The organism is Arthrobacter sp. ERGS1:01 (assembly GCF_001281315.1).
Lineage (GTDB): Bacteria > Actinomycetota > Actinomycetes > Actinomycetales > Micrococcaceae > Specibacter.
This window is the reverse complement of record NZ_CP012479.1, coordinates 3,253,964-3,276,694: the sequence shown is the minus strand read 5'-3', so window position 1 is coordinate 3,276,694 and position 22,731 is coordinate 3,253,964. Positions and strand designations below refer to the sequence as shown.

General features: G+C 61.2%; 30 protein-coding genes and 1 pseudogene. 28 read left to right on the top strand and 3 right to left on the bottom strand.

All coding sequences use genetic code 11. From position 1 onward, the window contains the following. Window positions 1–15: 15 nt before the first annotated feature. Window positions 16–1,008: a patatin-like phospholipase family protein gene (locus AL755_RS18820; RefSeq protein WP_160318931.1), complete on the bottom strand. Its 993-nt coding sequence runs from the start codon at window positions 1,006–1,008 to the stop codon at window positions 16–18. A gap of 403 nt (window positions 1,009–1,411) precedes the next feature. On the opposite strand from AL755_RS18820, the gene rpsL reads away from it, so the two are divergent. The 4 genes from rpsL to tuf all read left to right on the top strand — a co-directional run bounded on the left by rpsL (window position 1,412) and on the right by tuf (window position 5,797). After that, window positions 1,412–1,786, top strand: coding sequence for a 30S ribosomal protein S12 (gene rpsL / locus AL755_RS18815; protein WP_038464715.1), 375 nt, complete (start codon window positions 1,412–1,414; stop codon window positions 1,784–1,786). 1 nt (window position 1,787) lies between these two features. Further along, the gene (gene rpsG, locus AL755_RS18810; RefSeq protein ID WP_054012305.1) at window positions 1,788–2,258 is read left to right on the top strand and encodes a 30S ribosomal protein S7; all 471 of its coding nucleotides are present in this window, start codon (window positions 1,788–1,790) and stop codon (window positions 2,256–2,258) included. A gap of 73 nt (window positions 2,259–2,331) precedes the next feature. Next, entirely contained in the window at window positions 2,332–4,446 is a 2,115-nt protein-coding gene (fusA, locus tag AL755_RS18805) for an elongation factor G (RefSeq protein ID WP_054012304.1), read from the top strand. A 160-nt stretch (window positions 4,447–4,606) separates the two neighbouring features. After that, window positions 4,607–5,797: an elongation factor Tu gene (tuf, locus tag AL755_RS18800; RefSeq protein WP_054012303.1), complete on the top strand. Its 1,191-nt coding sequence runs from the start codon at window positions 4,607–4,609 to the stop codon at window positions 5,795–5,797. Window positions 5,798–5,995: 198 nt separating this feature from the next. Here the strand turns inward: tuf and AL755_RS18795 are convergent, their stop codons facing one another. Together AL755_RS18795 and AL755_RS18790 are read right to left on the bottom strand one after the other, a co-directional pair. Then, the gene (locus tag AL755_RS18795; RefSeq protein WP_054012302.1) at window positions 5,996–7,423 is read right to left on the bottom strand and encodes a GH1 family beta-glucosidase; all 1,428 of its coding nucleotides are present in this window, start codon (window positions 7,421–7,423) and stop codon (window positions 5,996–5,998) included. After that, a complete protein-coding gene (locus tag AL755_RS18790) occupies window positions 7,420–8,709 on the bottom strand; it encodes an MFS transporter (RefSeq protein ID WP_054012301.1) in 1,290 nt (429 codons plus the stop codon). The genes AL755_RS18795 and AL755_RS18790 overlap by 4 nt, the downstream gene beginning before the upstream one ends. A gap of 403 nt (window positions 8,710–9,112) precedes the next feature. On the opposite strand from AL755_RS18790, the gene rpsJ reads away from it, so the two are divergent. The 24 genes and pseudogenes from rpsJ (at window position 9,113) to map (ending at window position 22,566) form a co-directional block, all read left to right on the top strand. After that, window positions 9,113–9,421 carry a 30S ribosomal protein S10 gene (rpsJ, locus tag AL755_RS18785; protein ID WP_003803825.1) on the top strand — a complete coding sequence of 103 codons (309 nt, stop codon included), beginning with the start codon at window positions 9,113–9,115 and terminating at the stop codon, window positions 9,419–9,421. 17 nt (window positions 9,422–9,438) lie between these two features. Continuing rightward, window positions 9,439–10,089 carry a 50S ribosomal protein L3 gene (rplC, locus tag AL755_RS18780; RefSeq protein WP_054012300.1) on the top strand — a complete coding sequence of 217 codons (651 nt, stop codon included), beginning with the start codon at window positions 9,439–9,441 and terminating at the stop codon, window positions 10,087–10,089. Between the two features lie 4 nt (window positions 10,090–10,093). Next, a pseudogene (gene rplD, locus AL755_RS18775) lies at window positions 10,094–10,747 on the top strand (50S ribosomal protein L4); the annotation flags it as partial. Next, window positions 10,727–10,930, top strand: a complete 204-nt coding sequence (locus AL755_RS24690) for a sunset domain-containing protein (RefSeq protein ID WP_445290517.1) — start codon at window positions 10,727–10,729, stop codon at window positions 10,928–10,930. The pseudogene rplD and the gene AL755_RS24690, both read left to right, overlap by 21 nt. Continuing rightward, window positions 10,927–11,232 carry a 50S ribosomal protein L23 gene (gene rplW, locus AL755_RS18770; RefSeq protein ID WP_054012298.1) on the top strand — a complete coding sequence of 102 codons (306 nt, stop codon included), beginning with the start codon at window positions 10,927–10,929 and terminating at the stop codon, window positions 11,230–11,232. The genes AL755_RS24690 and rplW overlap by 4 nt, the downstream gene beginning before the upstream one ends. A gap of 30 nt (window positions 11,233–11,262) precedes the next feature. Then, window positions 11,263–12,102 carry a 50S ribosomal protein L2 gene (gene rplB / locus AL755_RS18765; protein WP_054012297.1) on the top strand — a complete coding sequence of 280 codons (840 nt, stop codon included), beginning with the start codon at window positions 11,263–11,265 and terminating at the stop codon, window positions 12,100–12,102. Between the two features lie 12 nt (window positions 12,103–12,114). Continuing rightward, on the top strand, window positions 12,115–12,396 hold the full coding sequence (gene rpsS / locus AL755_RS18760) for a 30S ribosomal protein S19 (RefSeq protein ID WP_011775591.1): 282 nt from the start codon (window positions 12,115–12,117) through the stop codon (window positions 12,394–12,396). Between the two features lie 38 nt (window positions 12,397–12,434). After that, on the top strand, window positions 12,435–12,800 hold the full coding sequence (gene rplV / locus AL755_RS18755) for a 50S ribosomal protein L22 (RefSeq protein WP_044576432.1): 366 nt from the start codon (window positions 12,435–12,437) through the stop codon (window positions 12,798–12,800). Continuing rightward, window positions 12,801–13,649 (top strand): 30S ribosomal protein S3, encoded by an 849-nt coding sequence (gene rpsC / locus AL755_RS18750; RefSeq protein ID WP_054012296.1) that lies wholly within the window; start codon window positions 12,801–12,803, stop codon window positions 13,647–13,649. Continuing rightward, entirely contained in the window at window positions 13,650–14,066 is a 417-nt protein-coding gene (gene rplP / locus AL755_RS18745) for a 50S ribosomal protein L16 (RefSeq protein WP_054012295.1), read from the top strand. A 2-nt stretch (window positions 14,067–14,068) separates the two neighbouring features. Further along, the gene (rpmC, locus tag AL755_RS18740) at window positions 14,069–14,392 is read left to right on the top strand and encodes a 50S ribosomal protein L29 (protein WP_054012294.1); all 324 of its coding nucleotides are present in this window, start codon (window positions 14,069–14,071) and stop codon (window positions 14,390–14,392) included. Between the two features lie 62 nt (window positions 14,393–14,454). Then, window positions 14,455–14,685 carry a 30S ribosomal protein S17 gene (gene rpsQ / locus AL755_RS18735; protein WP_082369419.1) on the top strand — a complete coding sequence of 77 codons (231 nt, stop codon included), beginning with the start codon at window positions 14,455–14,457 and terminating at the stop codon, window positions 14,683–14,685. A gap of 696 nt (window positions 14,686–15,381) precedes the next feature. Beyond that, the gene (rplN, locus tag AL755_RS18730) at window positions 15,382–15,750 is read left to right on the top strand and encodes a 50S ribosomal protein L14 (RefSeq protein ID WP_054013196.1); all 369 of its coding nucleotides are present in this window, start codon (window positions 15,382–15,384) and stop codon (window positions 15,748–15,750) included. Window positions 15,751–15,753: 3 nt separating this feature from the next. Continuing rightward, window positions 15,754–16,116 carry a 50S ribosomal protein L24 gene (gene rplX / locus AL755_RS18725; RefSeq protein ID WP_054012292.1) on the top strand — a complete coding sequence of 121 codons (363 nt, stop codon included), beginning with the start codon at window positions 15,754–15,756 and terminating at the stop codon, window positions 16,114–16,116. Continuing rightward, the gene (rplE, locus tag AL755_RS18720) at window positions 16,113–16,697 is read left to right on the top strand and encodes a 50S ribosomal protein L5 (RefSeq protein WP_054012291.1); all 585 of its coding nucleotides are present in this window, start codon (window positions 16,113–16,115) and stop codon (window positions 16,695–16,697) included. The genes rplX and rplE overlap by 4 nt, the downstream gene beginning before the upstream one ends. Window positions 16,698–16,782: 85 nt before the next feature. Further along, window positions 16,783–17,181: a 30S ribosomal protein S8 gene (rpsH, locus tag AL755_RS18715; protein ID WP_054012290.1), complete on the top strand. Its 399-nt coding sequence runs from the start codon at window positions 16,783–16,785 to the stop codon at window positions 17,179–17,181. Between the two features lie 23 nt (window positions 17,182–17,204). Beyond that, window positions 17,205–17,741: a 50S ribosomal protein L6 gene (gene rplF / locus AL755_RS18710; protein ID WP_054012289.1), complete on the top strand. Its 537-nt coding sequence runs from the start codon at window positions 17,205–17,207 to the stop codon at window positions 17,739–17,741. Window positions 17,742–17,743: 2 nt separating this feature from the next. Beyond that, window positions 17,744–18,115, top strand: a complete 372-nt coding sequence (gene rplR / locus AL755_RS18705) for a 50S ribosomal protein L18 (RefSeq protein ID WP_054012288.1) — start codon at window positions 17,744–17,746, stop codon at window positions 18,113–18,115. A gap of 26 nt (window positions 18,116–18,141) precedes the next feature. Continuing rightward, window positions 18,142–18,819: a 30S ribosomal protein S5 gene (gene rpsE / locus AL755_RS18700; protein WP_054013195.1), complete on the top strand. Its 678-nt coding sequence runs from the start codon at window positions 18,142–18,144 to the stop codon at window positions 18,817–18,819. Next, entirely contained in the window at window positions 18,819–19,031 is a 213-nt protein-coding gene (rpmD, locus tag AL755_RS18695) for a 50S ribosomal protein L30 (protein WP_054012287.1), read from the top strand. Before rpsE ends, rpmD begins: the two co-directional genes overlap by 1 nt. Before the next feature lies 1 nt (window position 19,032). Continuing rightward, window positions 19,033–19,506, top strand: coding sequence for a 50S ribosomal protein L15 (rplO, locus tag AL755_RS18690; protein WP_054012286.1), 474 nt, complete (start codon window positions 19,033–19,035; stop codon window positions 19,504–19,506). A gap of 220 nt (window positions 19,507–19,726) precedes the next feature. Next, window positions 19,727–21,052, top strand: coding sequence for a preprotein translocase subunit SecY (gene secY, locus AL755_RS18685; protein ID WP_054012285.1), 1,326 nt, complete (start codon window positions 19,727–19,729; stop codon window positions 21,050–21,052). Window positions 21,053–21,057: 5 nt separating this feature from the next. Next, on the top strand, window positions 21,058–21,618 hold the full coding sequence (locus tag AL755_RS18680) for an adenylate kinase (protein WP_192841702.1): 561 nt from the start codon (window positions 21,058–21,060) through the stop codon (window positions 21,616–21,618). Between the two features lie 111 nt (window positions 21,619–21,729). Then, window positions 21,730–22,566, top strand: a complete 837-nt coding sequence (map, locus tag AL755_RS18675) for a type I methionyl aminopeptidase (RefSeq protein ID WP_054012283.1) — start codon at window positions 21,730–21,732, stop codon at window positions 22,564–22,566. Window positions 22,567–22,731 lie beyond the last annotated feature (165 nt).

Below are 22,731 nucleotides of genomic sequence, written 5' to 3'. Positions count from 1 at the left end.
ACTCCCATTGACGGGTTAGAGGTTGAAGTCGCCGCTCTTCCACTTCGCCCAGTCCCAGGTGGTCAGGAACTTGTTGCCGCTGCCCACACCCTTGGTGAACAAGGTTGTCTTGTCGGCGGGGGTGAGGTGGAAGTCCGTTGCCTGGTACGGGGAGGTGTCCACGAAGATGGTGCGCGAGGTTGCTTGCGGATCGTCCACGTAGGCGCTGTCGTGGGCGCTCATCATGGTGCCGAGCAACGACTTGGCAAGGGCGAGGTTGTCGCTGTCCGGGCTCCAATCATCCGTGCGGATGGTGGTTTGCCCGGAGAGCTTCACGCCCAGGGTGGGCCAGCGGGAGTCCTTGCCGTCCTGCCGGTCGAAGATGGACAGCGGATAGTTCGAAAGCAGCCCGCCGTCGACGCACACAATGTGGTCGTGGCTTGTGACCGCGGAATCTGCGGGCATCTGCCAGGGCCGGAAGAAGAACGGAATGGACGCCGAAGCCCTGATGGCGTCGGCCACCGGGATCTTGTCCGGGTCGATGCCAAGGAGCGGCTTGTAGTCCCAGGGCAGGCGCAGCATCAAGCCGCGTGAGACGTCGGAGACAATCACCACCAACCGGTACTGCTGTTCCGGGGGCAGTGCGCTCCCGGGGTCGTCGTCCTTCAGGTCCCCCCAGGTGTGGATGCCGTGGGCGGCCATGGTTGCCGAAATCCAGGTGTGCATGAACTCACCGGCGAACAGGCCCTCATGGATGAGCAGTCCCGAGACGTCGTCCAGTCCGGGGACGTGCTTGAGGAGCCCGGCCCGGTCCTCGAACCGGGAAAAGTCCAGCTGGTCCATGATGTCCTTCACCTGGCCGGCGGAGATGCCGGAGGCGAGGAAACCTGCCACGATGGCGCCGGCGGACGTGCCGGCAATTCGGTGGAATTCATAGGGATCGCTGTGTTCGGTGAGGGCCGTTACCGCGCCCACCAAACCGGAGCCTTTGACTCCGCCGCCTTCAAGAACTAGATCTGCATCGGCCATGACGCACCTGAGCTTTGCCTGTGTACCGCTCCACATAGGGGTGCTGGGCGGAGACCGGCGGGGTGTCCGCACGGCGTGGAGTACTTAGAGATTGCGCCCGGGGCCCCGTCCTGTCAAGGGGTTTGGGGCACGATTCGGTGCAAGGTGCCGCACCGTGGTAACGTAGTAGCTAATTGTTAGTGTGGCAGTGGATAAGAGTAATCACATTTGGCGCTTAGGCGGTAAAAGTGACTACGGGTCCGGGTTGTACGGTTCTTGTACAGCGAATGCCACATTTTTGCATGCCTAGGCGCTGTGAAGTCGCCAAGTCTGCGACTACCAGTAAAAGGCTCTTCCGCGGCGCATTGTTGGCCGGGGAAAGCGACACGAGAAGCATCTCGAGAAAACAACGGAGAACACGAAAGTGCCTACGATTAACCAGCTGGTCCGCAAGGGCCGGACACCCAAGGTCACAAAGACCAAGGCTCCCGCATTGAAGGGCAGCCCCATGCGTCGCGGCGTTTGCACGCGCGTTTACACCACCACCCCGAAGAAGCCGAACTCGGCTCTGCGTAAGGTTGCCCGCGTGCGCCTTAACGGTGGCGTGGAAGTTACCGCTTACATCCCCGGTGTAGGCCACAACCTCCAGGAGCACTCCATCGTGCTCGTTCGTGGAGGCCGTGTTAAGGACCTTCCCGGTGTTCGTTACAAGATCGTCCGTGGCGCATTGGATACCCAGGGCGTTAAGAACCGCAAGCAGGCTCGCAGCCGCTACGGTGCAAAGATGGAGAAGAAGTAATATGCCTCGCAAGGGTCCGGCCCCCAAGCGGCCGCTAGTTGTAGATCCCGTATACGGCTCCCCGTTGGTCACTCAGCTGATCAACAAGGTCCTCGTTGACGGTAAGAAGTCCACCGCAGAGCGCATCGTTTACGGCGCACTCGAGGGTGTACGCGAAAAGACCGGCGGCGATCCCGTTGCTGCTCTGAAGAAGGCCATGGAAAACATCAAGCCGAGCCTCGAGGTGAAGTCCCGCCGTGTTGGTGGCGCCACCTACCAGGTTCCGGTTGAGGTCAAGCCGGGCCGTCAGACTGCTCTGGCCCTGCGCTGGTTGGTTGGTTACTCGAAGGCTCGCCGCGAGAAGACCATGACCGAGCGTCTGCGCAACGAAGTTCTGGATGCCTCCAACGGCCTCGGTGCCGCTGTCAAGCGTCGCGAAGACACCCACAAGATGGCCGAGTCCAACAAGGCCTTCGCCCATTACCGCTGGTAACTAGAGCCTTACGATCGCTCGGCGGTGAACCCGCCGAGCGGTCGACCGCTCTTCTCTAGAAAAGGGAGAAAACGTGGCACAGGACGTGCTTACCGACCTTAACAAGGTCCGCAACATCGGCATCATGGCCCACATCGATGCTGGCAAGACCACTACGACTGAGCGCATCCTGTTCTACACGGGTGTGAACCACAAGATCGGCGAAACGCACGACGGTGCTTCGACGACTGACTGGATGGAGCAGGAAAAGGAACGCGGCATCACCATCACGTCTGCCGCCGTGACCTGCTTCTGGAACAAGAACCAGATCAACATCATCGACACCCCTGGCCACGTTGACTTCACGGTTGAGGTTGAGCGCTCCCTGCGTGTGCTCGATGGCGCCGTAGCCGTCTTTGATGGCAAGGAGGGTGTTGAGCCCCAGTCCGAGACCGTTTGGCGTCAGGCTGACAAGTACAACGTTCCGCGTATCTGCTTCGTCAACAAGATGGACAAGCTCGGTGCTGACTTCTACTTCACCGTAGACACCATCATCAACCGCTTGGGTGCCAAGCCGTTGGTCATGCAGCTGCCGATCGGCGTCGAGAGCGAATTCATCGGCGTCGTCGACCTGCTCACCATGAAGGCCTTCGTCTGGGCCGGTGACTCAAAGGGTGACGTCACCATGGGTGCCGCCTACGAAGTCCAGGAGATCCCCGCTGATCTTCAGGAAAAGGCTGAAGAGTACCGTGCGGCCCTCGTTGAGGCTGCCGCCGAGTCCTCCGAAGAACTCATGGAGAAGTACCTCGAGGGCGAAGAGCCTTCCATCGAGGAACTGAAGGCCGGCATCCGCAAGCTGACGGTCAACTCCGAGATCTACCCGGTCTTCTGTGGTTCCGCATTCAAGAACCGCGGCGTGCAGCCCATGCTCGACGCCGTTATCGACTTCCTGCCGAACCCCTTGGACGTTGGAGCGATGATCGGTCACGATCCCCGCGACGAGTCCATCGAGATCAAGCGCGAGCCGAGCGAAACCGAGCCGTTCTCGGCTTTGGCTTTCAAGATCGCAACGCACCCGTTCTTCGGCCAGTTGAACTTCATCCGCGTGTACTCCGGCAAGGTAACTTCCGGTACGCAGCTGCTGAACTCCACGAAGCAGAAGAAGGAACGTATTGGCAAGCTCTTCCAGATGCACGCCAACAAGGAAATGCCCGTAGATGAGATCCACGCAGGTCACATCTACGCAGTGATCGGCCTCAAGGACACCACCACCGGTGACACCTTGTGCGATCCGGCCAACCCGATCGTTCTCGAGTCGATGACCTTCCCCGAGCCCGTGATCTTCGTTGCCATTGAGCCGAAGACCAAGGGTGACCAGGAGAAGCTGTCCACGGCTATCCAGAAGCTCTCCGCTGAGGACCCGACGTTCACCGTCAACCTCAACGAGGACACCGGCCAGACCGAAATTGGCGGCATGGGCGAGCTCCACCTGGACATCCTGGTGGACCGCATGCGTCGCGAATTCAACGTTGAAGCCAACGTTGGCAAGCCGCAGGTTGCGTACCGCGAAACCATCAAGCGTGGCGTAGCCAAGCACGACTACACGCACAAGAAGCAGACCGGTGGTTCAGGTCAGTTCGCTAAGATCCAGATCGCCATTGAGCCCCTGGATACTGCCGAAGGTGCAATGTACGAGTTCGACAACAAGGTTACCGGTGGCCGTGTTCCTCGCGAATACATCCCCAGCGTTGACCAGGGCATCCAGTCCGCACTGCCTGACGGCGTGCTGGCCGGTTACCCGATGGTTGGCATCAAGGCCACGCTGCTTGACGGTGCGTCCCACGATGTTGACTCTTCCGAAATGGCCTTCAAGATCGCCGGTCGCATGGCGTTCAAGGAAGCCGCTCGGATGGCCAACCCGGTTCTGCTCGAACCGTTGATGGAAGTTGAAGTCCGCACCCCTGAGGAATACATGGGTGAAGTTATCGGTGACATCAACTCCCGTCGTGGTCAGATGCAGTCCATGGAGGACGCAAGCGGCGTCAAGGTCATCAAGGCCCTGGTTCCCCTGTCCGGCATGTTCGGCTACATCGGTGACCTGCGGTCCAAGACCCAGGGTCGTGCCGTGTACTCGATGAAGTTCGACAGCTACTCTGAGGTCCCGAAGGCAGTAGCCGACGAGATCATCCAGAAGGCCCGCGGCGAATAGTCGCACTTTTGCTTGGCGTCTGTTCCGGCCGTAGGCTGGAACAGACGCCGGCAGCTAGCAATTTCTTAAATATAAAAAGCCCCCAGTAGACTTACTACGGTTTTAGTGACGAAAAGCGTCGCTAGAGAGTAAGTCATCTGAAACGTTCTAGGAGGAACCCGTGGCAAAGGCAAAGTTCGAGCGGACCAAGCCGCACGTTAACATCGGCACCATCGGTCACGTTGACCATGGTAAGACCACGTTGACGGCTGCCATTTCCAAGGTACTGTACGACAAGTACCCGACACTCAACGAGCAGCGTGATTTCAGCTCCATCGACTCGGCTCCCGAGGAGAAGCAGCGCGGTATCACGATCAACATCTCCCACGTTGAGTACCAGACCGAGAAGCGCCACTACGCACACGTAGACGCCCCCGGTCACGCTGACTACATCAAGAACATGATCACCGGTGCTGCCCAGATGGACGGCGCTATCCTGGTGGTTGCTGCGACTGACGGCCCGATGGCCCAGACTCGCGAGCACGTTCTGTTGGCCCGCCAGGTTGGTGTCCCCTACCTGCTGGTCGCACTGAACAAGTCCGACATGGTTGATGACGAAGAACTTCTCGACCTGGTCGAGATGGAAGTTCGCGAACTGCTCTCCTCGCAGGGCTTCGACGGCGACGAGGCACCCGTTGTGCGCGTTTCCGGCCTGAAGGCTCTGGAAGGCGATCCCGTATGGGTCAAGTCCGTTGAGGACCTGATGGATGCAGTGGACAACAACGTTCCGGACCCGATCCGCGACAAGGACAAGCCGTTCCTGATGCCGGTTGAAGATGTCTTCACCATCACCGGTCGTGGAACTGTTGTGACGGGCCGCGCCGAGCGTGGAACCCTTCAGATCAACTCCGAGGTCGAGATCGTCGGTATCCGTCCGGTCCAGAAGACCACGGTTACCGGTATCGAAATGTTCCACAAGCAGCTCGACGAGGCATGGGCCGGCGAGAACTGTGGTCTGCTGCTGCGCGGTATCAAGCGCGAAGACGTAGAGCGTGGACAGGTCATCGTGAAGCCGGGTTCCATCACCCCGCACACCGACTTCGAAGCCAACGTCTACATCCTGGCCAAGGACGAGGGCGGGCGTCACAACCCGTTCTACTCGAACTACCGCCCGCAGTTCTACTTCCGCACCACGGATGTTACCGGCGTCATCACCCTGCCCGAGGGCACGGAAATGGTTATGCCTGGCGACAACACCGAAATGACTGTCGCGCTGATCCAGCCGATCGCCATGGAAGAAGGCCTCGGCTTCGCTATCCGCGAGGGTGGCCGCACCGTTGGTTCAGGCCGTGTCACCAAGATCATCAAGTAATTAATTACTTAGATCGCTAGGAAAGCCCCCCAGCTTCGGCTGGGGGGCTTTTCTGTGTCCAAGGTGGCGGCCGGGCCGGCGTTTTTCCGTCCGGCTATCCGTCCCGTCGGCCGCGGGCGGCCTCGGGTCCTCCTTTACGCCGGACTACAAAAAACGCCGGCCCGGCCTCATCCGTGGTCGAGCCCAATGGTCGACAGCCTAACTCCGCTCCCGGGCGAGTGCCTGGAACATCCGGAACGAGTCCTTGGGCGTGCGAGCCAGGGTGTCAAAGTCCACGTGGACCAGGCCAAATCGCTGCGAGTATCCGGCAGCCCACTCAAAGTTGTCCAGCAGGGACCACGCGTAGTAGCCGCGCAGGTCCAGGCCCTCGGCCCGGCCGCCGGGTTTGACGGCGTCGAGCGCGGCACTGAGGTGTTGGACCAGGTACTCCACCCGGCGGGAGTCGTGGACTGCGCCGTCAGGGGAGAGCGAATCCTCGAAACTGGCGCCGTTCTCGGTGATGTACACGGGCGGAAGGGCACTGCCGTACCTGTCCCGCATCTGGGCCAAGGCGGTGCCGAAGTGTGCCGGTGCCACGGGCCAGCCGAAACCCGTGGAGGGGTATTCCGGCCAATCAGCAAGGTGGAACGGCAGCTGTGCCATGGCCGGGGCTGAGCCGTCCGGATTTTCACCGCCACCGGCCCCGGCGCCCACCCGGGTGGGTGCATAGTAGTTCAGGCCGTAGAAATCCAGTGGCGCCGAGATCGCCGCAAGGTCGGCCGCCGGGACGTCCAATAGGGGTGCAAACATGTCGGCCACCAGCTCCGGCACTTGCGGATAGTGGCCCAGCAGTACGGGATCGGCAAAGATCCTGTTGTGCAGGATGTCAAAGAGCCCCGCATACGCGACGTCCTCGAGGTTATCCGGATCCGCCGGAACCACGGGGGAGTGGACGTTGGTGATTCCCACCCCGCCGCTCACCCCGGCACTCCGGAGCGCCTGGACCGCAAACCCGTGTGCCAGCAATTGGTGGTGGGCCGTGGGCAGCGCATCGAAAAGCAGGGACTTGCCGGGTGCATGGACGCCCAGGCCATAGCCGTTGAGCGTTACTGTCGCCGGCTCGTTGATGGTGACCCACTTGTCCACGCGGTCGCCAAGCCGGCCGCCCACCAGGGATGCGTAGTCGCCGAAGCGTTCGGCGGTGGCACGGTTCAGCCAGCCGCCCGCCTGCTCCAACGGCAGGGGAGTGTCCCAGTGGTACAGCGTGGCCATGGGTTTGATACCGGCGGCCAGCAAGGCGTCCACCAGATGGTCGTAAAAGTCCAGGCCCCGGGGGTTTGCGGCTCCCGCACCGTCGGGGACGATCCGGGGCCAGGCAATGGAGAACCTGTAGGCGTCGATGCCCAGGTCCTTCATGAGTGCCACATCCTCGGCCACCCGGTGGAAGTGGTCGCAGGCGATGTCGGCGGTGTCGCCGTTGAGGATGTTTCCCGGCCCCGCAGTGAAGGCGTCCCAGCCGCTGGGCCCGCGACCGGCGTCGTGCACGGCGCCCTCAATCTGGAAGGCCGCCGTCGCCACGCCCAACTCAAAGCCGGAGGGCAGCTCGGCTGCCAACCATCTGCCCAATTCCTCCGCCGTTGCCTTCATCGAACACCTTTCACTTGAGCCACTGCCAATGCCCCGGCAAGCGCCGTGAGCCCGGAAACCACAAACAGCAAGGTGAAACCGCCGGCGGCACCCACCAGCAGGGCGCCCAGCATGGGGGCGAACGCCTGCGGCACCGTCAGGGCAATGTTCATGATGCCCAGGTCCTTGCCGCGGGAGAGCTGGTCCGGCAGGACCTCCGTGGCCAGCGCCTGGTCGACGGAGAGGAAGCAGCCGTAACCGAGCCCCAGCAGGCCGGCCGCGACGATGGCGGCGTCGAAGCTGGGCACGAACGCCAGGATCAGGGCCGCGGCGGCTTGCAGCACGGAGGAGATGAACACGAAGGTGCGGCGGTTGCCGAGCCGGTCGGAGAGCCGGCCCAGCCACAGCGACGCGACGATCACGAACACCATGTAGACGAGCGTGAGGATGATCAGCGAGTCTTCGGGGTCGGCCATGTGCAGGCCGAACTCGAGGAAGTACAGCAGCAGGCTGGTGCCGAAGGCGTTGCCCAGGTTTACCAGGATCCGGCTGAGCAGGGTCCAACCGAAGTCGGGATGCCGGCGCGGGCTGATCCACATGCCGTCGATCAGTGATCGGAACGTCAGTTTCGGCATGACACCGCGGGGGAGCACCTGGTCGGGGATGAGCAACAGGAACGGCAATCCCAACAGCACCAGCAGTCCGGCCATGAGGGCATAACCGGCGAAGGTGCTCAGCGCCAGGGCCGTGACGAGCACCAGTCCGGCGATGATGCCGATGGCCTGCGGGGCGGAGATCCAACCGGACACGTAACCGCGCTGGTTCACCGGCACCTGGTCGGAGATGGCGGCGGTCAGGGCCGCGGTCAGCACGCAAAAAAAGGTGCTGGCCGCGACCCAGCACAGGCCGATGCCCCACAGGCTGGACTGCAGGCCCAGGATGACAAGGGAGACGGCGAACCCGGCCGTGCCGGCGGCTATCCACGGCCTGCGCCGGCCCCAGGAGGAGGTGGTGCGGTCGGAGAGCGCACCCGTCAGGGGGTAGGCGATCAGCGCGAAGGCGCCCGCGATGCCGGAAATGACGCCAAAGGCCATCACGTTCCTGACCCAGTCCGTGGTGGCGAGCTCGTTCTCGATCTGCACCGGCAGCAGCAATTGCACGGGCGTGAGCTGGGCGATCCACACGCCAAACCAGCTCAGGGCAAAGAAGGTGATCCAACGCCCGCCCACTCGGCGGGTGGGAACGGCGGCCAGTGACTGTGCCTGTGCGGGGGAACCAACACCCGCGTTGTCGGTGACTTTGCTCACGCTTGTAGCCTCTCATGCCCGTCAATATCGGCACTAGAGGGGGTGGCGGCCCGATGGGGCGGCACCCCGGTTGGCGTTTGAGCCCATAATCCGGCATACTTATTGAGTTGTTCAAGTGCTTTTTCGTGTCCCGGTCGAGATAATGCTCGGTGCAGGGTCCAAGTCAAAGCCCAAACATAACCCACCTTCGCAATTCATGCGGGTACGTGCGCTTTTTTGAAGCGACACGCCCGACCGCGGGGGTCGGAGCTTCGGCCAATTGAGGAACCCGGAACTATCCGGATTCAGTTGGTTGGGAGCGTGGCTGGAAGTGCCATATGGAACAAGGAAAAGTAAACAGCGTTTACGTCAACAGCATCGCTACTACAGGTTGCTTCGTTACAGGAAAGAGAGTCACGACGCCATGGCGGGACAAAAAATCCGCATCCGGCTGAAGTCATATGACCACGAGGTCATTGATGTTTCGGCTCGGAAGATCGTTGAGACGGTCACGCGCGCAGGCGCAACGGTAGTCGGCCCGGTGCCGCTGCCCACCGAGAAGAACGTTTACTGCGTAATCCGTTCGCCTCACAAGTACAAGGACAGCCGCGAGCACTTTGAAATGCGCACGCACAAGCGTCTGATCGACATCATTGATCCCACGCCCAAGGCGGTGGATTCGCTTATGCGTCTCGACCTGCCGGCCGACGTGAACATCGAAATCAAACTGTAGGGAGGTGCTGAGAAACTATGACCGCGACCCGAAACACTAAGGGCATCCTGGGCACGAAGCTCGGCATGACCCAGGTCTGGGACGAGAACAACAAGCTTGTTCCCGTAACCGTCGTCCAGGCCGATTCCAACGTTGTCACCCAGCTGCGCAATGCAGAGGTTGATGGCTACGTTGCCGTCCAGATCGGCTACGGCCAGATCGATCCCCGCAAGGTCACCAAGCCGCTGGCTGGTCACTTTGAAAAGGCTGGCGTCACGCCTCGCCGCCACGTCGTTGAACTGCGTACCGCAGACGCCGACACCTACACCCTCGGCCAGGAGCTCTCCGTTGAGATCTTCGAAGCCGGCCAGAAGGTCGACGTCGTCGGCACTTCAAAGGGTAAGGGCTTCGCCGGTGTCATGAAGCGTCACGGCTTCCACGGTGCCCCGGCATCTCACGGTGCCCACAAGAACCACCGTAAGCCCGGTTCCATCGGTGGCGCGTCCACCCCCGGCCGCGTTTTCAAGGGTGTCCGCATGGCTGGCCGCATGGGCGCCGAGCGCACCACCACCATGAACCTCACGGTTCACGGTGTTGACGCCGAGAAGTCGCTGCTGCTGATCAAGGGTGCCGTTCCCGGCGCCCGCGGTTCGGTCGTCCTCGTACGCACCGCCGTGAAGGGAGCATAAGTAAATGGCTACTGTAAAGGTTGATCTGCCTGCAGAGATCTTCGACGTACAGACCAACGTGCCGCTGCTGCACCAGGTCGTCGTAGCTCAGCTCGCTGCTGCACGCCAGGGTACCCACAAGACCAAGACCCGCGCCGAAGTATCCGGTGCAGGCCGCAAGCCGTTCGCACAGAAGGGTACCGGCCGTGCCCGTCAGGGTTCCATCCGCGCCCCTCACATGACCGGCGGTGGCGTTGTCCACGGTCCGACCCCTCGTGACTACAGCCAGCGCACCCCCAAGAAGATGAAGGCTGCTGCACTGCGCGGCGCCCTGTCTGACCGGGCACGCAATGGCCGCATCCACGTTGTCTCCGAATTGGTGACCGGCACTGCGCCGTCCACCAAGGCTGCAAAGGCAACCCTGGCTGCCGTCTCCACGCGCAAGAACCTGTTGGTCGTCATCGAGCGCGCCAACGACATCGCCGCGTTGAGCGTTCGCAACATCACGAACATCCACGTCCTGTACGTTGACCAGCTCAACACCTACGACGTGCTTGTCTCCGATGACATCATCTTCACTCAGGCCGCGTATGACGCGTTCGTTGAGGGCCGCGCCGCTGCCGAGGCTTTCGCCTCCAGCATGCTGCTGGTTGAAGAGATCATCTTCGAAGATGACGCTGATGTTGCCGAAGGTACCATCAAGGGCAACAAGGACTCCATGAAGTACCACGTGCCTGGTTCACGCTGGTATGACGCCACTGTGGCCGAGGTTTGGTTCGCAACGGTTGAGGAAGCCAAGGCCGCAGGCTTTGTTCCCGCCGGCGGCGAGGCTGCCCAGACAATTGAGGAGGACGCCAAGTGAGCGCCGTCACCATCAAGGATCCGCGCGACGTAGTGCTTGCACCGGTCGTCTCGGAAAAGAGCTACGGCTTGATCGACGAAGGTAAGTACACCTTCCTGGTCGACCCCCGCTCGAACAAGACCGAGATCAAGCTGGCCGTGGAGAAGATTTTCTCCGTCAAGGTCGACTCGATCAACACCATCAACCGTGCCGGTAAGCGTAAGCGCACCAAGTTCGGATGGGGACAGCGCAAGAGCACCAAGCGTGCCATTGTCTCCCTCAAAGAAGGCACAATCGACATCTTCGGCGGTCCGCTTTCCTAAGCGGAGACCACTTTAACGAGGAAATAAACTATGGGAATCCGTAAATACAAGCCGACAACCCCGGGCCGTCGCGGCTCGAGCGTTGCCGACTTCAGTGAAATCACGCGGTCGACGCCGGAGAAGTCTCTGGTCCGTCCCCTGCCCAAAAAGGGTGGCCGCAATAACACCGGTCGTATCACGACTCGTCACAAGGGTGGTGGCCACAAGCGCCAGTACCGCCTGATTGACTTCCGTCGTCACGACAAGGATGGCGTCAACGCCCGCGTTGCTGAGATCGAATACGATCCCAACCGCACCGCGCGCATTGCCCTCCTGCACTACGTTGATGGCACCAAGCGTTACATCATTGCTCCCAACAAGCTCAAGCAGGGCGACTTTGTTGAAGCCGGCCCCGAGGCCGACATCAAGCCTGGCAACAACCTGCCGTTGCGCAACATCCCCGTGGGTACTGTTATCCACGCTGTGGAGCTGCGTCCCGGTGGCGGTGCCAAGATGGCTCGCTCCGCTGGCGCTTCCGTTCAGCTCGTCGCCAAGGAAGGCCGTTTCGCCCAGCTGCGACTGCCCTCCGGCGAAATCCGCAACGTTGACGTCCGCTGCCGCGCGACGATCGGCGAGGTCGGCAACGCTGAGCAGTCGAACATCAACTGGGGTAAGGCCGGCCGTATGCGCTGGAAGGGCGTTCGCCCGACCGTGCGTGGTGTCGTGATGAACCCGGTTGACCACCCGCACGGTGGTGGTGAAGGTAAGACCTCCGGTGGACGTCACCCGGTCAACCCGAACGGTAAGCCTGAAGGCCGTACCCGCCGCCCCAACAAAGAGAGCGACAAGCTTATTGTTCGTCGCCGTCGTACTGGCAAGAACAAGCGATAGGAGCCTGGAGACATGCCACGTAGCCTGAAAAAGGGTCCCTTCGTTGACCAGCACCTCTTTGTAAAGGTAGCTAGGGAAAACGATAAGGGCACCAAGAACGTCATCAAGACCTGGTCCCGCCGATCGATGATCATCCCGGACATGCTGGGTCACACGATTGCCGTGCACGACGGTCGCAAGCACATCCCCGTGTTTGTTACCGAGTCGATGGTCGGGCACAAGCTCGGCGAATTCGCCCCCACGCGGACTTTCCGCGGCCATGTCAAGGACGACCGTAAGGGCAAGCGCCGCTAGGCGCTGCTCTCTACGGCTAAGACGAGAGAAGGATAGCAATGGAAGCCAAGGCAAGTGCGCGTCATCTGCGCGTCACGCCTATGAAGGCCCGGCGCGTCGTCAACCTGATTCGTGGCAAGCAGGCGAATGAGGCATTGGCGATTCTGAAGTTTGCCCCCCAGGCAGCATCAGAGCCGGTATTCAAGGTAGTCCAGTCCGCAGTGGCTAACGCCCGCGTTCTGGCTGATCGCGACAGCATCGCGTTCAACGAAAATGATCTGTACATCAGCGAGATCTTCGTTGATGAAGGCCCGACCATGAAGCGGTTCCAACCGCGTGCACAGGGTCGCGCTTTCCAGATCAAGAAGCGCACCAGCCACGTCACCGTGGTTGTCGCTACCCCCGAGAAAGAGGAGGCTCGCTAAGTGGGACAGAAAGTAAACCCGCACGGGTTCCGTCTCGGGATCACCACGGACCACCGTTCACACTGGTTCGCGGACAGCAACAAGCCCGGCCAGCGTTACAAGGACTTCGTAAAAGAAGACATCCAGATCCGTGCACTCATGTCCACGGGCATGGACCGCGCCGGTATTTCCAAGGTTGAGATCGAGCGCACCCGTGACCGTGTACGTGTGGATATCCACACCGCACGCCCCGGTATCGTCATCGGTCGCCGTGGAGCCGAAGCAGACCGCATCCGCGGCGAGCTCGAAAAGCTCACCGGCAAGCAGGTTCAGCTGAACATCCTGGAAGTAAAGAACCCGGAAGCAGACGCTCAGCTTGTTGCCCAGGGCATCGCCGAGCAGCTGACCTCTCGCGTGGCTTTCCGCCGCGCCATGAAGAAGGCCATGCAGTCCGCACAGCGCACCGGCAGCGTCAAGGGCATCCGTGTCGCTTGTGCCGGTCGTCTGGGCGGCGCTGAAATGTCCCGCACCGAGTTCTACCGCGAAGGTCGTGTGCCCCTGCACACCCTGCGCGCCAACATCGATTACGGCTTCTTCGAAGCCAAGACCGTGTTCGGCCGCATCGGTGTCAAGGTCTGGATCTACAAGGGCGATGTCACGAGCAAGGAACTGGCTGCTCAGGCAGCTGCCGCTCCTGCCCGTGGCCGTGGCCCGCGTCGTGACGGCGATGACCGCGGAGCCCGCGGTCCCCGTGCCGGTGGCGACCGTCGTCGTAACGACCGTCCGGAGCGCACCGAGGCTGCTGCCGCGGTTGAGGCTCCTGTAGCTGCAGAGGTTGCAGCTCCGGTAGCAGAAGGAGGACAGGCTTAAATGCTTATCCCACGTCGAGTAAAGTACCGCAAGCAGCACCACCCGGGTCGTTCCGGCCAGGCTACCGGCGGCACCACGGTTACGTTTGGTGAGTGGGGCATTCAGGCTCTGACGCCCGCCTACGTCACCAACCGCCAGATCGAGTCCGCTCGTATCGCCATGACTCGTCACATCAAGCGTGGCGGTAAGGTGTGGATCAACATCTACCCCGACCGCCCGTTGACGAAGAAGCCTGCCGAAACCCGCATGGGTTCCGGTAAGGGTTCGCCCGAGTGGTGGATTGCGAATGTCAAGCCCGGTCGCGTTCTCTTTGAACTCTCCGGTGTATCAGAAGAGGTAGCTCGCGAGGCACTGCGCCTGGCAATCCACAAGCTGCCGTTGAAAGCACGCATCGTGCGTCGCGAAGGTGGTGAGTAGAGATGTCAGTTGGATCTAAGGATCTGGCCCCCGCACAGCTTGACGGGTTCGACAACGAGCGTCTTGTTGAAGAACTCCGGAAGGCCAAGGAGGAGCTGTTCAACCTGCGTTTCCAGTCCGCCACCGGTCAGCTGGAAAGCCACGGTCGCCTGCGCGTTGTAAAGCGCGACATCGCCCGTATCTACACTGTGCTGCGTGAGCGCGAGCTGGGCATTCGCCCGGGCGTCGTTGCCGCCGCACCGGTGGAGAAGGCCTCCAAGAAGGCTGACAAGGAAGCCAAGAAGGCCTCCAAGAAGGCTGAAACATCTGAGGAGGACGCCAAGTGAGCGATTCTGTAAACAACAATGAAGCCGCTGCGGAGACTGTTGTCCGTAACGAGCGTAAGAAGATGCGTGGCTACGTTGTCTCCGACAAGATGGATAAGACCATCGTTGTTGAAGTTGAGGACCGTGTAAAGCACGCCCTCTACGGCAAGGTTCTGCGACGCAACAAGAAGATCAAGGCTCACGATGAAGAGAACAGCGCCGGCATCGGCGACCTGGTCATCATCAGCGAGACCCGCCCGCTCTCCGCAACCAAGCGTTTCCGCCTGGTTGAGATCGTAGAGAAGGCCAAGTAGTCCACTCGCGCACTTGTGCGCAGTGAGTTACTGAAAGTGTTGGGCCCGTTGCCACTTGTGGCGGCGGGCCCAACGTGCGTTTAACGCCCGACGCCGGCCGGCTCGGGTTGCTCGGGTGTCCGGCGAGGCGGGCGCCCGTGACCGCGCTTCGTGCGCTTATCGGCGCTTTGCCGGCTTGGCGGCGGGTTATATCCACCCTAGGAGTCGGAAAAGCGCGGTTGAGCGAGCTAGCCGCGGAAGGCCGGCGGAGGGAGTGGCGTTCTCGTAGGCGAGGTAAAGGAGACACTAAGGCCGCCCGCGGCCGTGTGTCGGATAGTTGCCGAGACAATGCGGCTTCCTCCGCCAGTATTGCCCGCGTATTGTGCCACAGCTAACGCCTGGGCGCCGGCTCCCACGTCGCGCCGGGTTACGCCGTCGTGCTAGGATTATCTATTGCTGCGCCTTTTCTGCGCCGCCGTTTTCGGTAGCGGCAGTGGGTGCGCAATTACCTCGTAAATGCTCGTGCCACTACAAACTGCCGTCCGGCAGTGGAGCAATCCACGCGAATCGGTGCGGAAAGTGCAGTTGGCATGAGGTATTTAGGCGTGTTTTGGCAAAATCCAGGCACGTCGAGAGACATCCCGAACAATACGTTCCGCAAGGCTTGTCCATAGATGGATTATGGCCAAGAACCGGCGCGACGAACAGGAGACACTAGTGATTCAGCAGGAGTCGCGGCTTAAGGTCGCCGACAACACGGGTGCCAAGGAAATCTTGACAATCCGCGTTCTCGGTGGATCTGGGCGCCGCTACGCAGGCATTGGCGACACCATTGTCGCTACCGTCAAGGATGCAATTCCCGGCGGAAACGTAAAGAAGGGTGACGTCGTCAAGGCTGTCATCGTTCGCACCAAGAAGGAACGCCGCCGTGCGGATGGTTCCTACATCAAGTTCGACGAGAACGCCGCTGTGCTTCTCAAGAACGACGGGGACCCCCGTGGAACCCGTATCTTCGGCCCGGTTGGCCGTGAACTTCGGGACAAGAAGTTCATGAAGATCATCTCGTTGGCTCCGGAGGTGCTGTAACTAATGGCAAAGATCAAGAAGGGTGACCTGGTTCAGGTCATCACAGGTGGCAAGGCCGAACGTGGCGGCGACCGTGGCAAGCAGGGCAAGGTCCTGAAGGTATACACCGAAACCAACCGCGTGTTGGTTGAAGGCGTAAACCGCGTCACCAAGCACACCAAGGCCGGTCAGACGGATCGTGGCACCAACACCGGTGGCATCGAAATCGTCGAGGCACCCATTCACATCTCCAACGTTGCTGTGGTGGACCCGTCCACCAAGAAGCCGACTCGCGTTGGCTACCGCATCGACACCGTAGAGCGCGATGGCCGCCAGCGTCAAGTACGCATCCGCGTTGCCAAGGCCTCGGGGAAGGATCTGGCATGAGCGCCGTAGTTGCAGAGAACACGCCCAAGGTCACGCCTCGCCTGAAGACCCGCTATGCAGCGGAAATCAAGGCGACGCTGGTTGAGGAATTTAAGTACGCGAACGTCAACCAGGTTCCGCGCCTGGTCAAGGTCGTTGTCAACATGGGTGTTGGAGATGCCGCCAAGGACTCCAAGATCATTGACGGCGCCGTCCGCGACCTCACCGCCATCACCGGCCAGAAGCCCCAGGTTTCCAAGGCCCGCAAGTCGATCGCACAGTTCAAGCTGCGCGAAGGCATGCCGATCGGTTGCCACGCCACGCTGCGTGGAGACCGCATGTGGGAATTCCTTGACCGCCTGGTCACGCTGGCACTGCCCCGTATCCGCGACTTCCGCGGCCTGAGCGGCAAGCAGTTCGACGGCAATGGTAACTACACCTTCGGTCTGACCGAACAGGTTATGTTCCACGAGATCGACCAGGATTCCATTGACCGCGTTCGCGGCATGGACATCACTGTCGTGACCACCGCCAAGACCGATGACGAAGGCCGCGCGCTGCTTAAGGCGCTTGGCTTCCCGTTCAAATCCGAAGATAACTAATCTACGTAAAAGGTCCGTTCGGCCCGTGCGCAAGTAATTGCGCGACGGGTGAAGGAAACCGTTACGAGGAAGGGCAAGCGCCCAAATGACAATGACAGATCCTGTCGCAGACATGCTTACGCGTCTGCGCAACGCAAACTCGGCACACCACGACACCGTGTCCATGCCGTTTAGCAAGCTCAAGGGCCACGTCGCCGACATCCTCAAGGCAGAGGGCTACATTGCTGCCTGGAAGGTTGAAGACGCCGAAGTTGGCAAGAAGATGACCATTGACTTGAAGTACGGTCCCAGCCGCGAGCGTTCAATCGCCGGCCTGCGCCGCATCTCCAAGCCCGGACTGCGCGTTTACGCGAAGTCCACCAACCTCCCCAACGTTTTGGGTGGGCTGGGTGTCGCCATCTTGTCGACGTCTTCCGGTCTGCTGACCGACCGCCAGGCTGCCAAGAAGGGCGTGGGTGGGGAAGTCCTCGCCTACGTCTGGTAGTAGAGAGAGAAGGGAAAGAACTTATGTCACGTATTGGACGTCTCCCCATCTCCGTGCCTGCCGGCGTCGAAGTCAAGGTTGAAGACAACCTGGTTTCCGTCAAGGGCCCGAAGGGAACGCTGGAGCACACTGTGCCCAGCCCCATCGCGGTTGCTCTCGAAGAGAACACCATCACGGTTACCCGCCCCAACGATGAGCGCTCCTCGCGTTCACTCCACGGCCTGACCCGTACCCTCATTGACAACCTGATCATCGGTGTCACCAAAGGCTACGAGAAGAAGCTGGAAATTGTTGGTACCGGTTACCGCGTAGTCGCCAAGGGCAGCAACCTGGAGTTCGCTCTGGGTTACAGCCACCCGGTTGTCGTTGAGGCACCCGAGGGCATCACACTGACTGTTGAGGGCCCCACTAAGCTCTCCGTGTCAGGCATTGACAAGCAGCAGGTGGGCGAAGTTGCTGCCAACATCCGCAAGCTGCGCAAGCCCGACCCCTATAAGGGCAAGGGCGTTCGTTACGCTGGCGAGATCATCCGCCGCAAGGTCGGAAAGGCTGGTAAGTAACCATGGCACTGTCCGTAAGAGGAAAGTCCAAGGCCGCAGCACGCGGCCGTCGTCACCTGCGCGTTCGCAAGCGCATCAGTGGCACCACCGTACGTCCGCGTCTGGTGGTCAACCGCTCCGCACGTCACATGTTTGTCCAGGTCATCGACGACACCCAGGGCCTGACCCTGGTGTCGGCATCGACGCTGGAAGCAGACATGCGCTCCTTCGACGGTGACAAGACCGCCAAGGCCAAGCGCATTGGTGAGCTCGTTGCCGAGCGCGCCAAGGCTGCAGGCATTGAAGCTGTTGTGTTTGACCGTGGCGGTAACCGTTACCACGGCCGTGTTGCAGCTGTCGCTGACGGCGCACGTGAAGGCGGTCTGGCACTGTGACCGAAAACATTAACAAGGAGAACACTGTGTCAGAAGCAACTGCCGCTGACGGTGCAGCCGCTAAGACTGAGACTGCAGCAGCCGACGGCGGCCGTGGCCGCGGTGGCCGCGACGGTGCTCGTGGAGGCCGCGAAGGCGGTCGCGACGGCGGCCGTGGCCGTGGGCGCGATGGTGGCCGCGAGGCCGAGAAGAACCAGTTCATCGAGCGCGTTGTTAACATCAACCGTGTTGCCAAGGTCGTCAAGGGTGGTCGTCGCTTCAGCTTCACCGCTCTCGTGATCGTCGGCGACGGCAACGGCCTGGTTGGCGTTGGCTACGGCAAGGCCAAGGAAGTACCCGCGGCAATCGCCAAGGGTGTTGAAGAAGCCAAGAAGACGATGTTCCGCGTACCGCTGATCGGCAAGACCGTTCCGCACCGTGTCCAGGGTGAAGCCGCTGCCGGCGTCGTCCTGCTGCGTCCGGCTGCTGCCGGTACCGGTGTTATCGCCGGTGGTCCGGTTCGCGCCGTACTGGAATGCGTTGGTGTCCACGATGTGCTTTCCAAGTCACTCGGTTCCTCCAACGCCATCAACATTGTTCACGCAACGGTTGATGCACTGAAGCGCCTGGAAGACCCCAAGGCTGTCGCGGCTCGCCGCGGCCTGCCCTTGGACGAGGTTGCTCCGGCCGTGCTGTTGCGCAATATGCAAAAGGCGGGTCTGTAATGACTACACCGAAGAACATCAAGGTTTCCGAGAACAAGCTGGAAATCACTCAGATCAGGGGCCTCGTTGGCGCCAAGCAGAACCAGAAGGACACCCTTCGCTCATTGGGTCTCAAGCGCATCGGTCACACCGTTGTCCGCTCGGCTGACGCAGTGACTGCAGGCATGGTCAACACGGTTCCGCACCTGATCAAGGTTGAGGAGACTAAGTAAAGTGGCTACTGAGAAGAACACTGTTGAAAAGCAGAACGCTCTGAAGGTTCACCACCTGCGTCCCGCGCCGGGCGCCAAGACGGCTAAGACCCGTGTTGGCCGTGGTGAGGGTTCCAAGGGTAAGACCGCCGGTCGCGGTACCAAGGGTACCAAGGCCCGCTACCAGATCAAGGCTGGCTTTGCCGGCGGCCAGCTGCCGCTGCACATGCGCCTGCCGAAGCTGCGTGGCTTCAAGAACCCGTTCCGCGTCGAGTTCCAGGTTGTCAACCTGGACAAGCTGAACGAGCTCTTCCCCGAGGGTGGCGTTGTCACCGTCGATGCACTGGTTGAGAAGGGCGCCGTTCGCAAGAACCAGCCCGTCAAGGTGCTGGGCACCGGCGACATCACCGTCAAGGTTGACGTCACCGCCCACGCATTCTCCACCAGCGCAGTGGAAAAGATCACTGCTGCAGGCGGAACCACCGTCGAACTGTAAAAAGTTCACAAATGCGCACATCTAGCGATTAGACTCTTGGTGGGTGGAGCTTATGCTCCGCCCGCCAGGGGTCTTTTGCGTATTTGAGTGAACGTGACTTTAGCCGGCGCTTTAGGCTCAAAATCGGTCACAGTTTCAGTGCGAGCCAGATCACCCACTAGAATCTTTCCTTGGGCTTCAATTGTGAACCCACCTTCATCACTACACATCAGGAGGACGCTTGCTTACCGCATTTGGCCGCGCCTTTCGCACGCCTGATCTGCGACGCAAGTTGTTGTTCACGCTGGGAATCATTGCAATCTTCCGCTTGGGTGCTTTCATTCCCTCGCCCGGAGTTGACTACCGTAACGTCCAACAGTGCGTGAACGCTGCAAACACAAGCGAAGGTCTTTACCAGCTTGTGAACTTGTTCAGCGGCGGCGCCTTGCTGCAGGTTTCCATTTTTGCCCTGGGAATCATGCCCTACATCACCGCGAGCATCATCGTCCAGCTCCTGCGCGTGGTCATTCCCCGCTTCCAGGAACTGCACCTTGAGGGTGCGCAGGGCCAGGGCCAGCTGACGCAGTACACGCGTTATTTGACCATCGCCCTCGGCCTGCTCAACGCCACCACCCTGGTGACCCTGGCCCGTTCCGGCCAGTTGTTCTCCGGCTGTGGCGCCGCAGGCAGCGCAACCCCGCTGATTCCCAATGACAGCCTGATCACGATCCTGCTGCTCATCATCACCTTGACCGCCGGCTCCGGTTTGATCATGTGGATGGGCGAGCTCGTCACCGAAAAGGGTGTCGGCAACGGCATGTCCCTGTTGATCTTCACGGCCATCGCCGCGCAGTTCCCCACCTCCCTGGGCGCCATCCTGAAGACCCAGGGCTGGGGCACCTTCCTGACCGTCATGGTCGTTGGCCTGGTCGTCGTCGCCCTCGTGGTGTTCGTCGAGCAGTCCCAGCGCCGTGTCCCGGTGCAGTACGCCAAGCGCATGATCGGCCGCCGCACCATGGGCGGCACCAGCACGTACATCCCGATCAAGGTCAACATGGCCGGTGTTATCCCGGTCATCTTCGCCTCCTCGATGCTGTACCTGCCGGCACTGCTGGCCCAGTTTGCCACGCCGAAGAACTCCACGAACATCCCCGGTTGGGTCGAGTGGATCAACAACTACCTCACGCGTGGCACGCACCCGATCTACATGCTCCTGTACTTCGCCCTGACCATCGGGTTTACGTACTTCTATGTCGCGATCACTTTCAACCCGGAAGAGGTCTCTGACAACATGAAGAAGTACGGTGGGTTCATTCCCGGCATCCGCGCCGGCAAGCCCACGCAGGACTACCTGCAGTACGTAATTTCACGCATCACCCTGCCGGGATCGCTGTACCTGGGCATCGTTGCCCTGATCCCGCTCATTGCCCTGGTCATGATTGGGGCAAACCAGAACTTCCCGTTCGGCGGTACCTCGATCCTGATTGTGGTGGGTGTCGGGTTGGAGACGGTCAAGCAGATTGATGCACAGCTCCAACAGCGCCACTATGAAGGGTTATTGCGATGACAAGAATGCTGATCATTGGACCTCCCGGTTCGGGTAAGGGAACGCAGGCTGAACGCATCTGCGTCGAACTTGGCATTGTTGCCATTTCCACGGGCGATATCTTCCGTGCCAACGTCAAGGGCGAAACACCCTTGGGCATCGAAGCGAAGAAGTACATCGACAACGGTGACTTCGTGCCGGACAGCGTGACCAACCGGATGGTGCGTGACCGGCTTTCCCAGGACGACGTCGCCAACGGCTTCCTGCTCGACGGTTACCCGCGCACCACGGCCCAGGTTGATGAGCTTGACGACATCCTCGGCACGGCCGGCGTCGTGCTCGACGTGGTGGTGCAGCTGACCGCCGACGACGAGGAACTCGTCAAGCGCCTCCTGGGCCGCGCCCAGGAGACCGGCCGCAGCGATGACAACGAAACCGTCATCCGGCACCGCCTGGACCTGTACCGCGAACAAACCGAGGTTGTGGTTGCCCGTTATGCGGAGCGCGGCATCCTTGCCAAGGTTGACGGGCTCGGGGACATGGACGACGTCACGGCACGCATCATGGACGCCATCAAGAACGTCTAGTTCGACACGTTTTATGAGCTGCGGCCTGCACCGCATGCCATGCTAGAAGGAGGGCTCCTTCCCGGTACCGGGGAGGGGCCCTCAAACATTCGTCAAGTGAAGGGACCCGTCATGGCGTTTGGCCAGCAACGGATTGAGTACAAAACCATCGACCAGATGCGCATCATGCATCGCAGCGGCCTCATCCTCGATGACGCCCTGAACCAGACGATCGCAGCCGTTGCACCGGGCGTCACGACCGCCGAGCTGGACGCCATCTTCGCAGGACTCCTGAAGAAGGCCGGCGCCACCTCCAACTTCCTGGGCTACTACGACTTCCCGGCCTCCATCTGCGCCTCCGTGAACGAGGAAGTGGTGCACGGCATCCCCGGCCCGCGCGTGCTCAAGGCCGGTGACATCATCTCGATCGACGGTGGCGCCATCGTGGAAGGCTGGCACTCCGATTCGGCGCGCACCACCATCGTCGGCGGCCCCGACGCGGAGGACCCCGCCGACCGGCGCCTCAGCGACATCACCGAGGAGAGCATGTGGCGCGGCATTGCCGCCATGGCCTCCGCCAAATACGTGGGCGACATTGGCGACGCCATCGACGAGTACGTCTCCTCCCAGCCCGGCACCCCGCTGGGCATCCTGGAGGACTACGTGGGCCACGGGATCGGCTCCGCCATGCACATGGCCCCCGACGTGCTGAACTACAGCTCCAAGCACCGCGGCCCCAAGCTCAAGCCCGGCATGTGCCTGGCCCTGGAACCCATGCTGGTGCGCGGCGGGCTCGAAACGAAGACCCTCAGCGACGACTGGACGGTTGTCACCACCGACAAGTCCCGCGCCGCGCACTGGGAACACTCCGTGGCAGTCCATGCCAAGGGGATCTGGGTGCTGACGGCGGCCGACGGCGGCGCGTCGCGCCTTGCGCCGCTCGGCGTCACCCCCGTGCCCCTGGGCTGAGCGAGGGTTCCACTCTTGTGCCCCGGTCCCGACGACTCTCGTCCGGACCGGGGCACAACTGTTTAAGTTGCGTTTCCCTGCCGTCCAGACGGTCGACACCCGGCGTGCTGTACTCGTCGGTAGCTTGGTCATGAACCCGTCGGGAACACCGCCAGCAAGGCGGAA

What these genes read in the sequence shown, in the direction of transcription:
- AL755_RS18680 (WP_192841702.1), top strand. Translation starts at nt 21,058, where the DNA reads ATGCTGATCATTGGACCTCCCGGTTCGGGTAAGGGAACGCAGGCTGAA.
- AL755_RS18795 (WP_054012302.1), bottom strand. Translation starts at nt 7,423, where the DNA reads ATGAAGGCAACGGCGGAGGAATTGGGCAGATGGTTGGCAGCCGAGCTG.
- rpsQ (WP_082369419.1), top strand. Translation starts at nt 14,455, where the DNA reads ATGCGTGGCTACGTTGTCTCCGACAAGATGGATAAGACCATCGTTGTT.
- rpsS (WP_011775591.1), top strand. Translation starts at nt 12,115, where the DNA reads ATGCCACGTAGCCTGAAAAAGGGTCCCTTCGTTGACCAGCACCTCTTT.
- rplR (WP_054012288.1), top strand. Translation starts at nt 17,744, where the DNA reads ATGGCACTGTCCGTAAGAGGAAAGTCCAAGGCCGCAGCACGCGGCCGT.
- rplV (WP_044576432.1), top strand. Translation starts at nt 12,435, where the DNA reads ATGGAAGCCAAGGCAAGTGCGCGTCATCTGCGCGTCACGCCTATGAAG.
- rplX (WP_054012292.1), top strand. Translation starts at nt 15,754, where the DNA reads ATGGCAAAGATCAAGAAGGGTGACCTGGTTCAGGTCATCACAGGTGGC.
- rplC (WP_054012300.1), top strand. Translation starts at nt 9,439, where the DNA reads ATGACCGCGACCCGAAACACTAAGGGCATCCTGGGCACGAAGCTCGGC.
- rpsH (WP_054012290.1), top strand. Translation starts at nt 16,783, where the DNA reads ATGACAATGACAGATCCTGTCGCAGACATGCTTACGCGTCTGCGCAAC.
- rpmC (WP_054012294.1), top strand. Translation starts at nt 14,069, where the DNA reads ATGTCAGTTGGATCTAAGGATCTGGCCCCCGCACAGCTTGACGGGTTC.
- rplP (WP_054012295.1), top strand. Translation starts at nt 13,650, where the DNA reads ATGCTTATCCCACGTCGAGTAAAGTACCGCAAGCAGCACCACCCGGGT.
- rpmD (WP_054012287.1), top strand. Translation starts at nt 18,819, where the DNA reads ATGACTACACCGAAGAACATCAAGGTTTCCGAGAACAAGCTGGAAATC.
- AL755_RS18820 (WP_160318931.1), bottom strand. Translation starts at nt 1,008, where the DNA reads ATGGCCGATGCAGATCTAGTTCTTGAAGGCGGCGGAGTCAAAGGCTCC.
- rplF (WP_054012289.1), top strand. Translation starts at nt 17,205, where the DNA reads ATGTCACGTATTGGACGTCTCCCCATCTCCGTGCCTGCCGGCGTCGAA.
- rpsJ (WP_003803825.1), top strand. Translation starts at nt 9,113, where the DNA reads ATGGCGGGACAAAAAATCCGCATCCGGCTGAAGTCATATGACCACGAG.
- map (WP_054012283.1), top strand. Translation starts at nt 21,730, where the DNA reads ATGGCGTTTGGCCAGCAACGGATTGAGTACAAAACCATCGACCAGATG.
- rplE (WP_054012291.1), top strand. Translation starts at nt 16,113, where the DNA reads ATGAGCGCCGTAGTTGCAGAGAACACGCCCAAGGTCACGCCTCGCCTG.
- rpsG (WP_054012305.1), top strand. Translation starts at nt 1,788, where the DNA reads ATGCCTCGCAAGGGTCCGGCCCCCAAGCGGCCGCTAGTTGTAGATCCC.
- rplB (WP_054012297.1), top strand. Translation starts at nt 11,263, where the DNA reads ATGGGAATCCGTAAATACAAGCCGACAACCCCGGGCCGTCGCGGCTCG.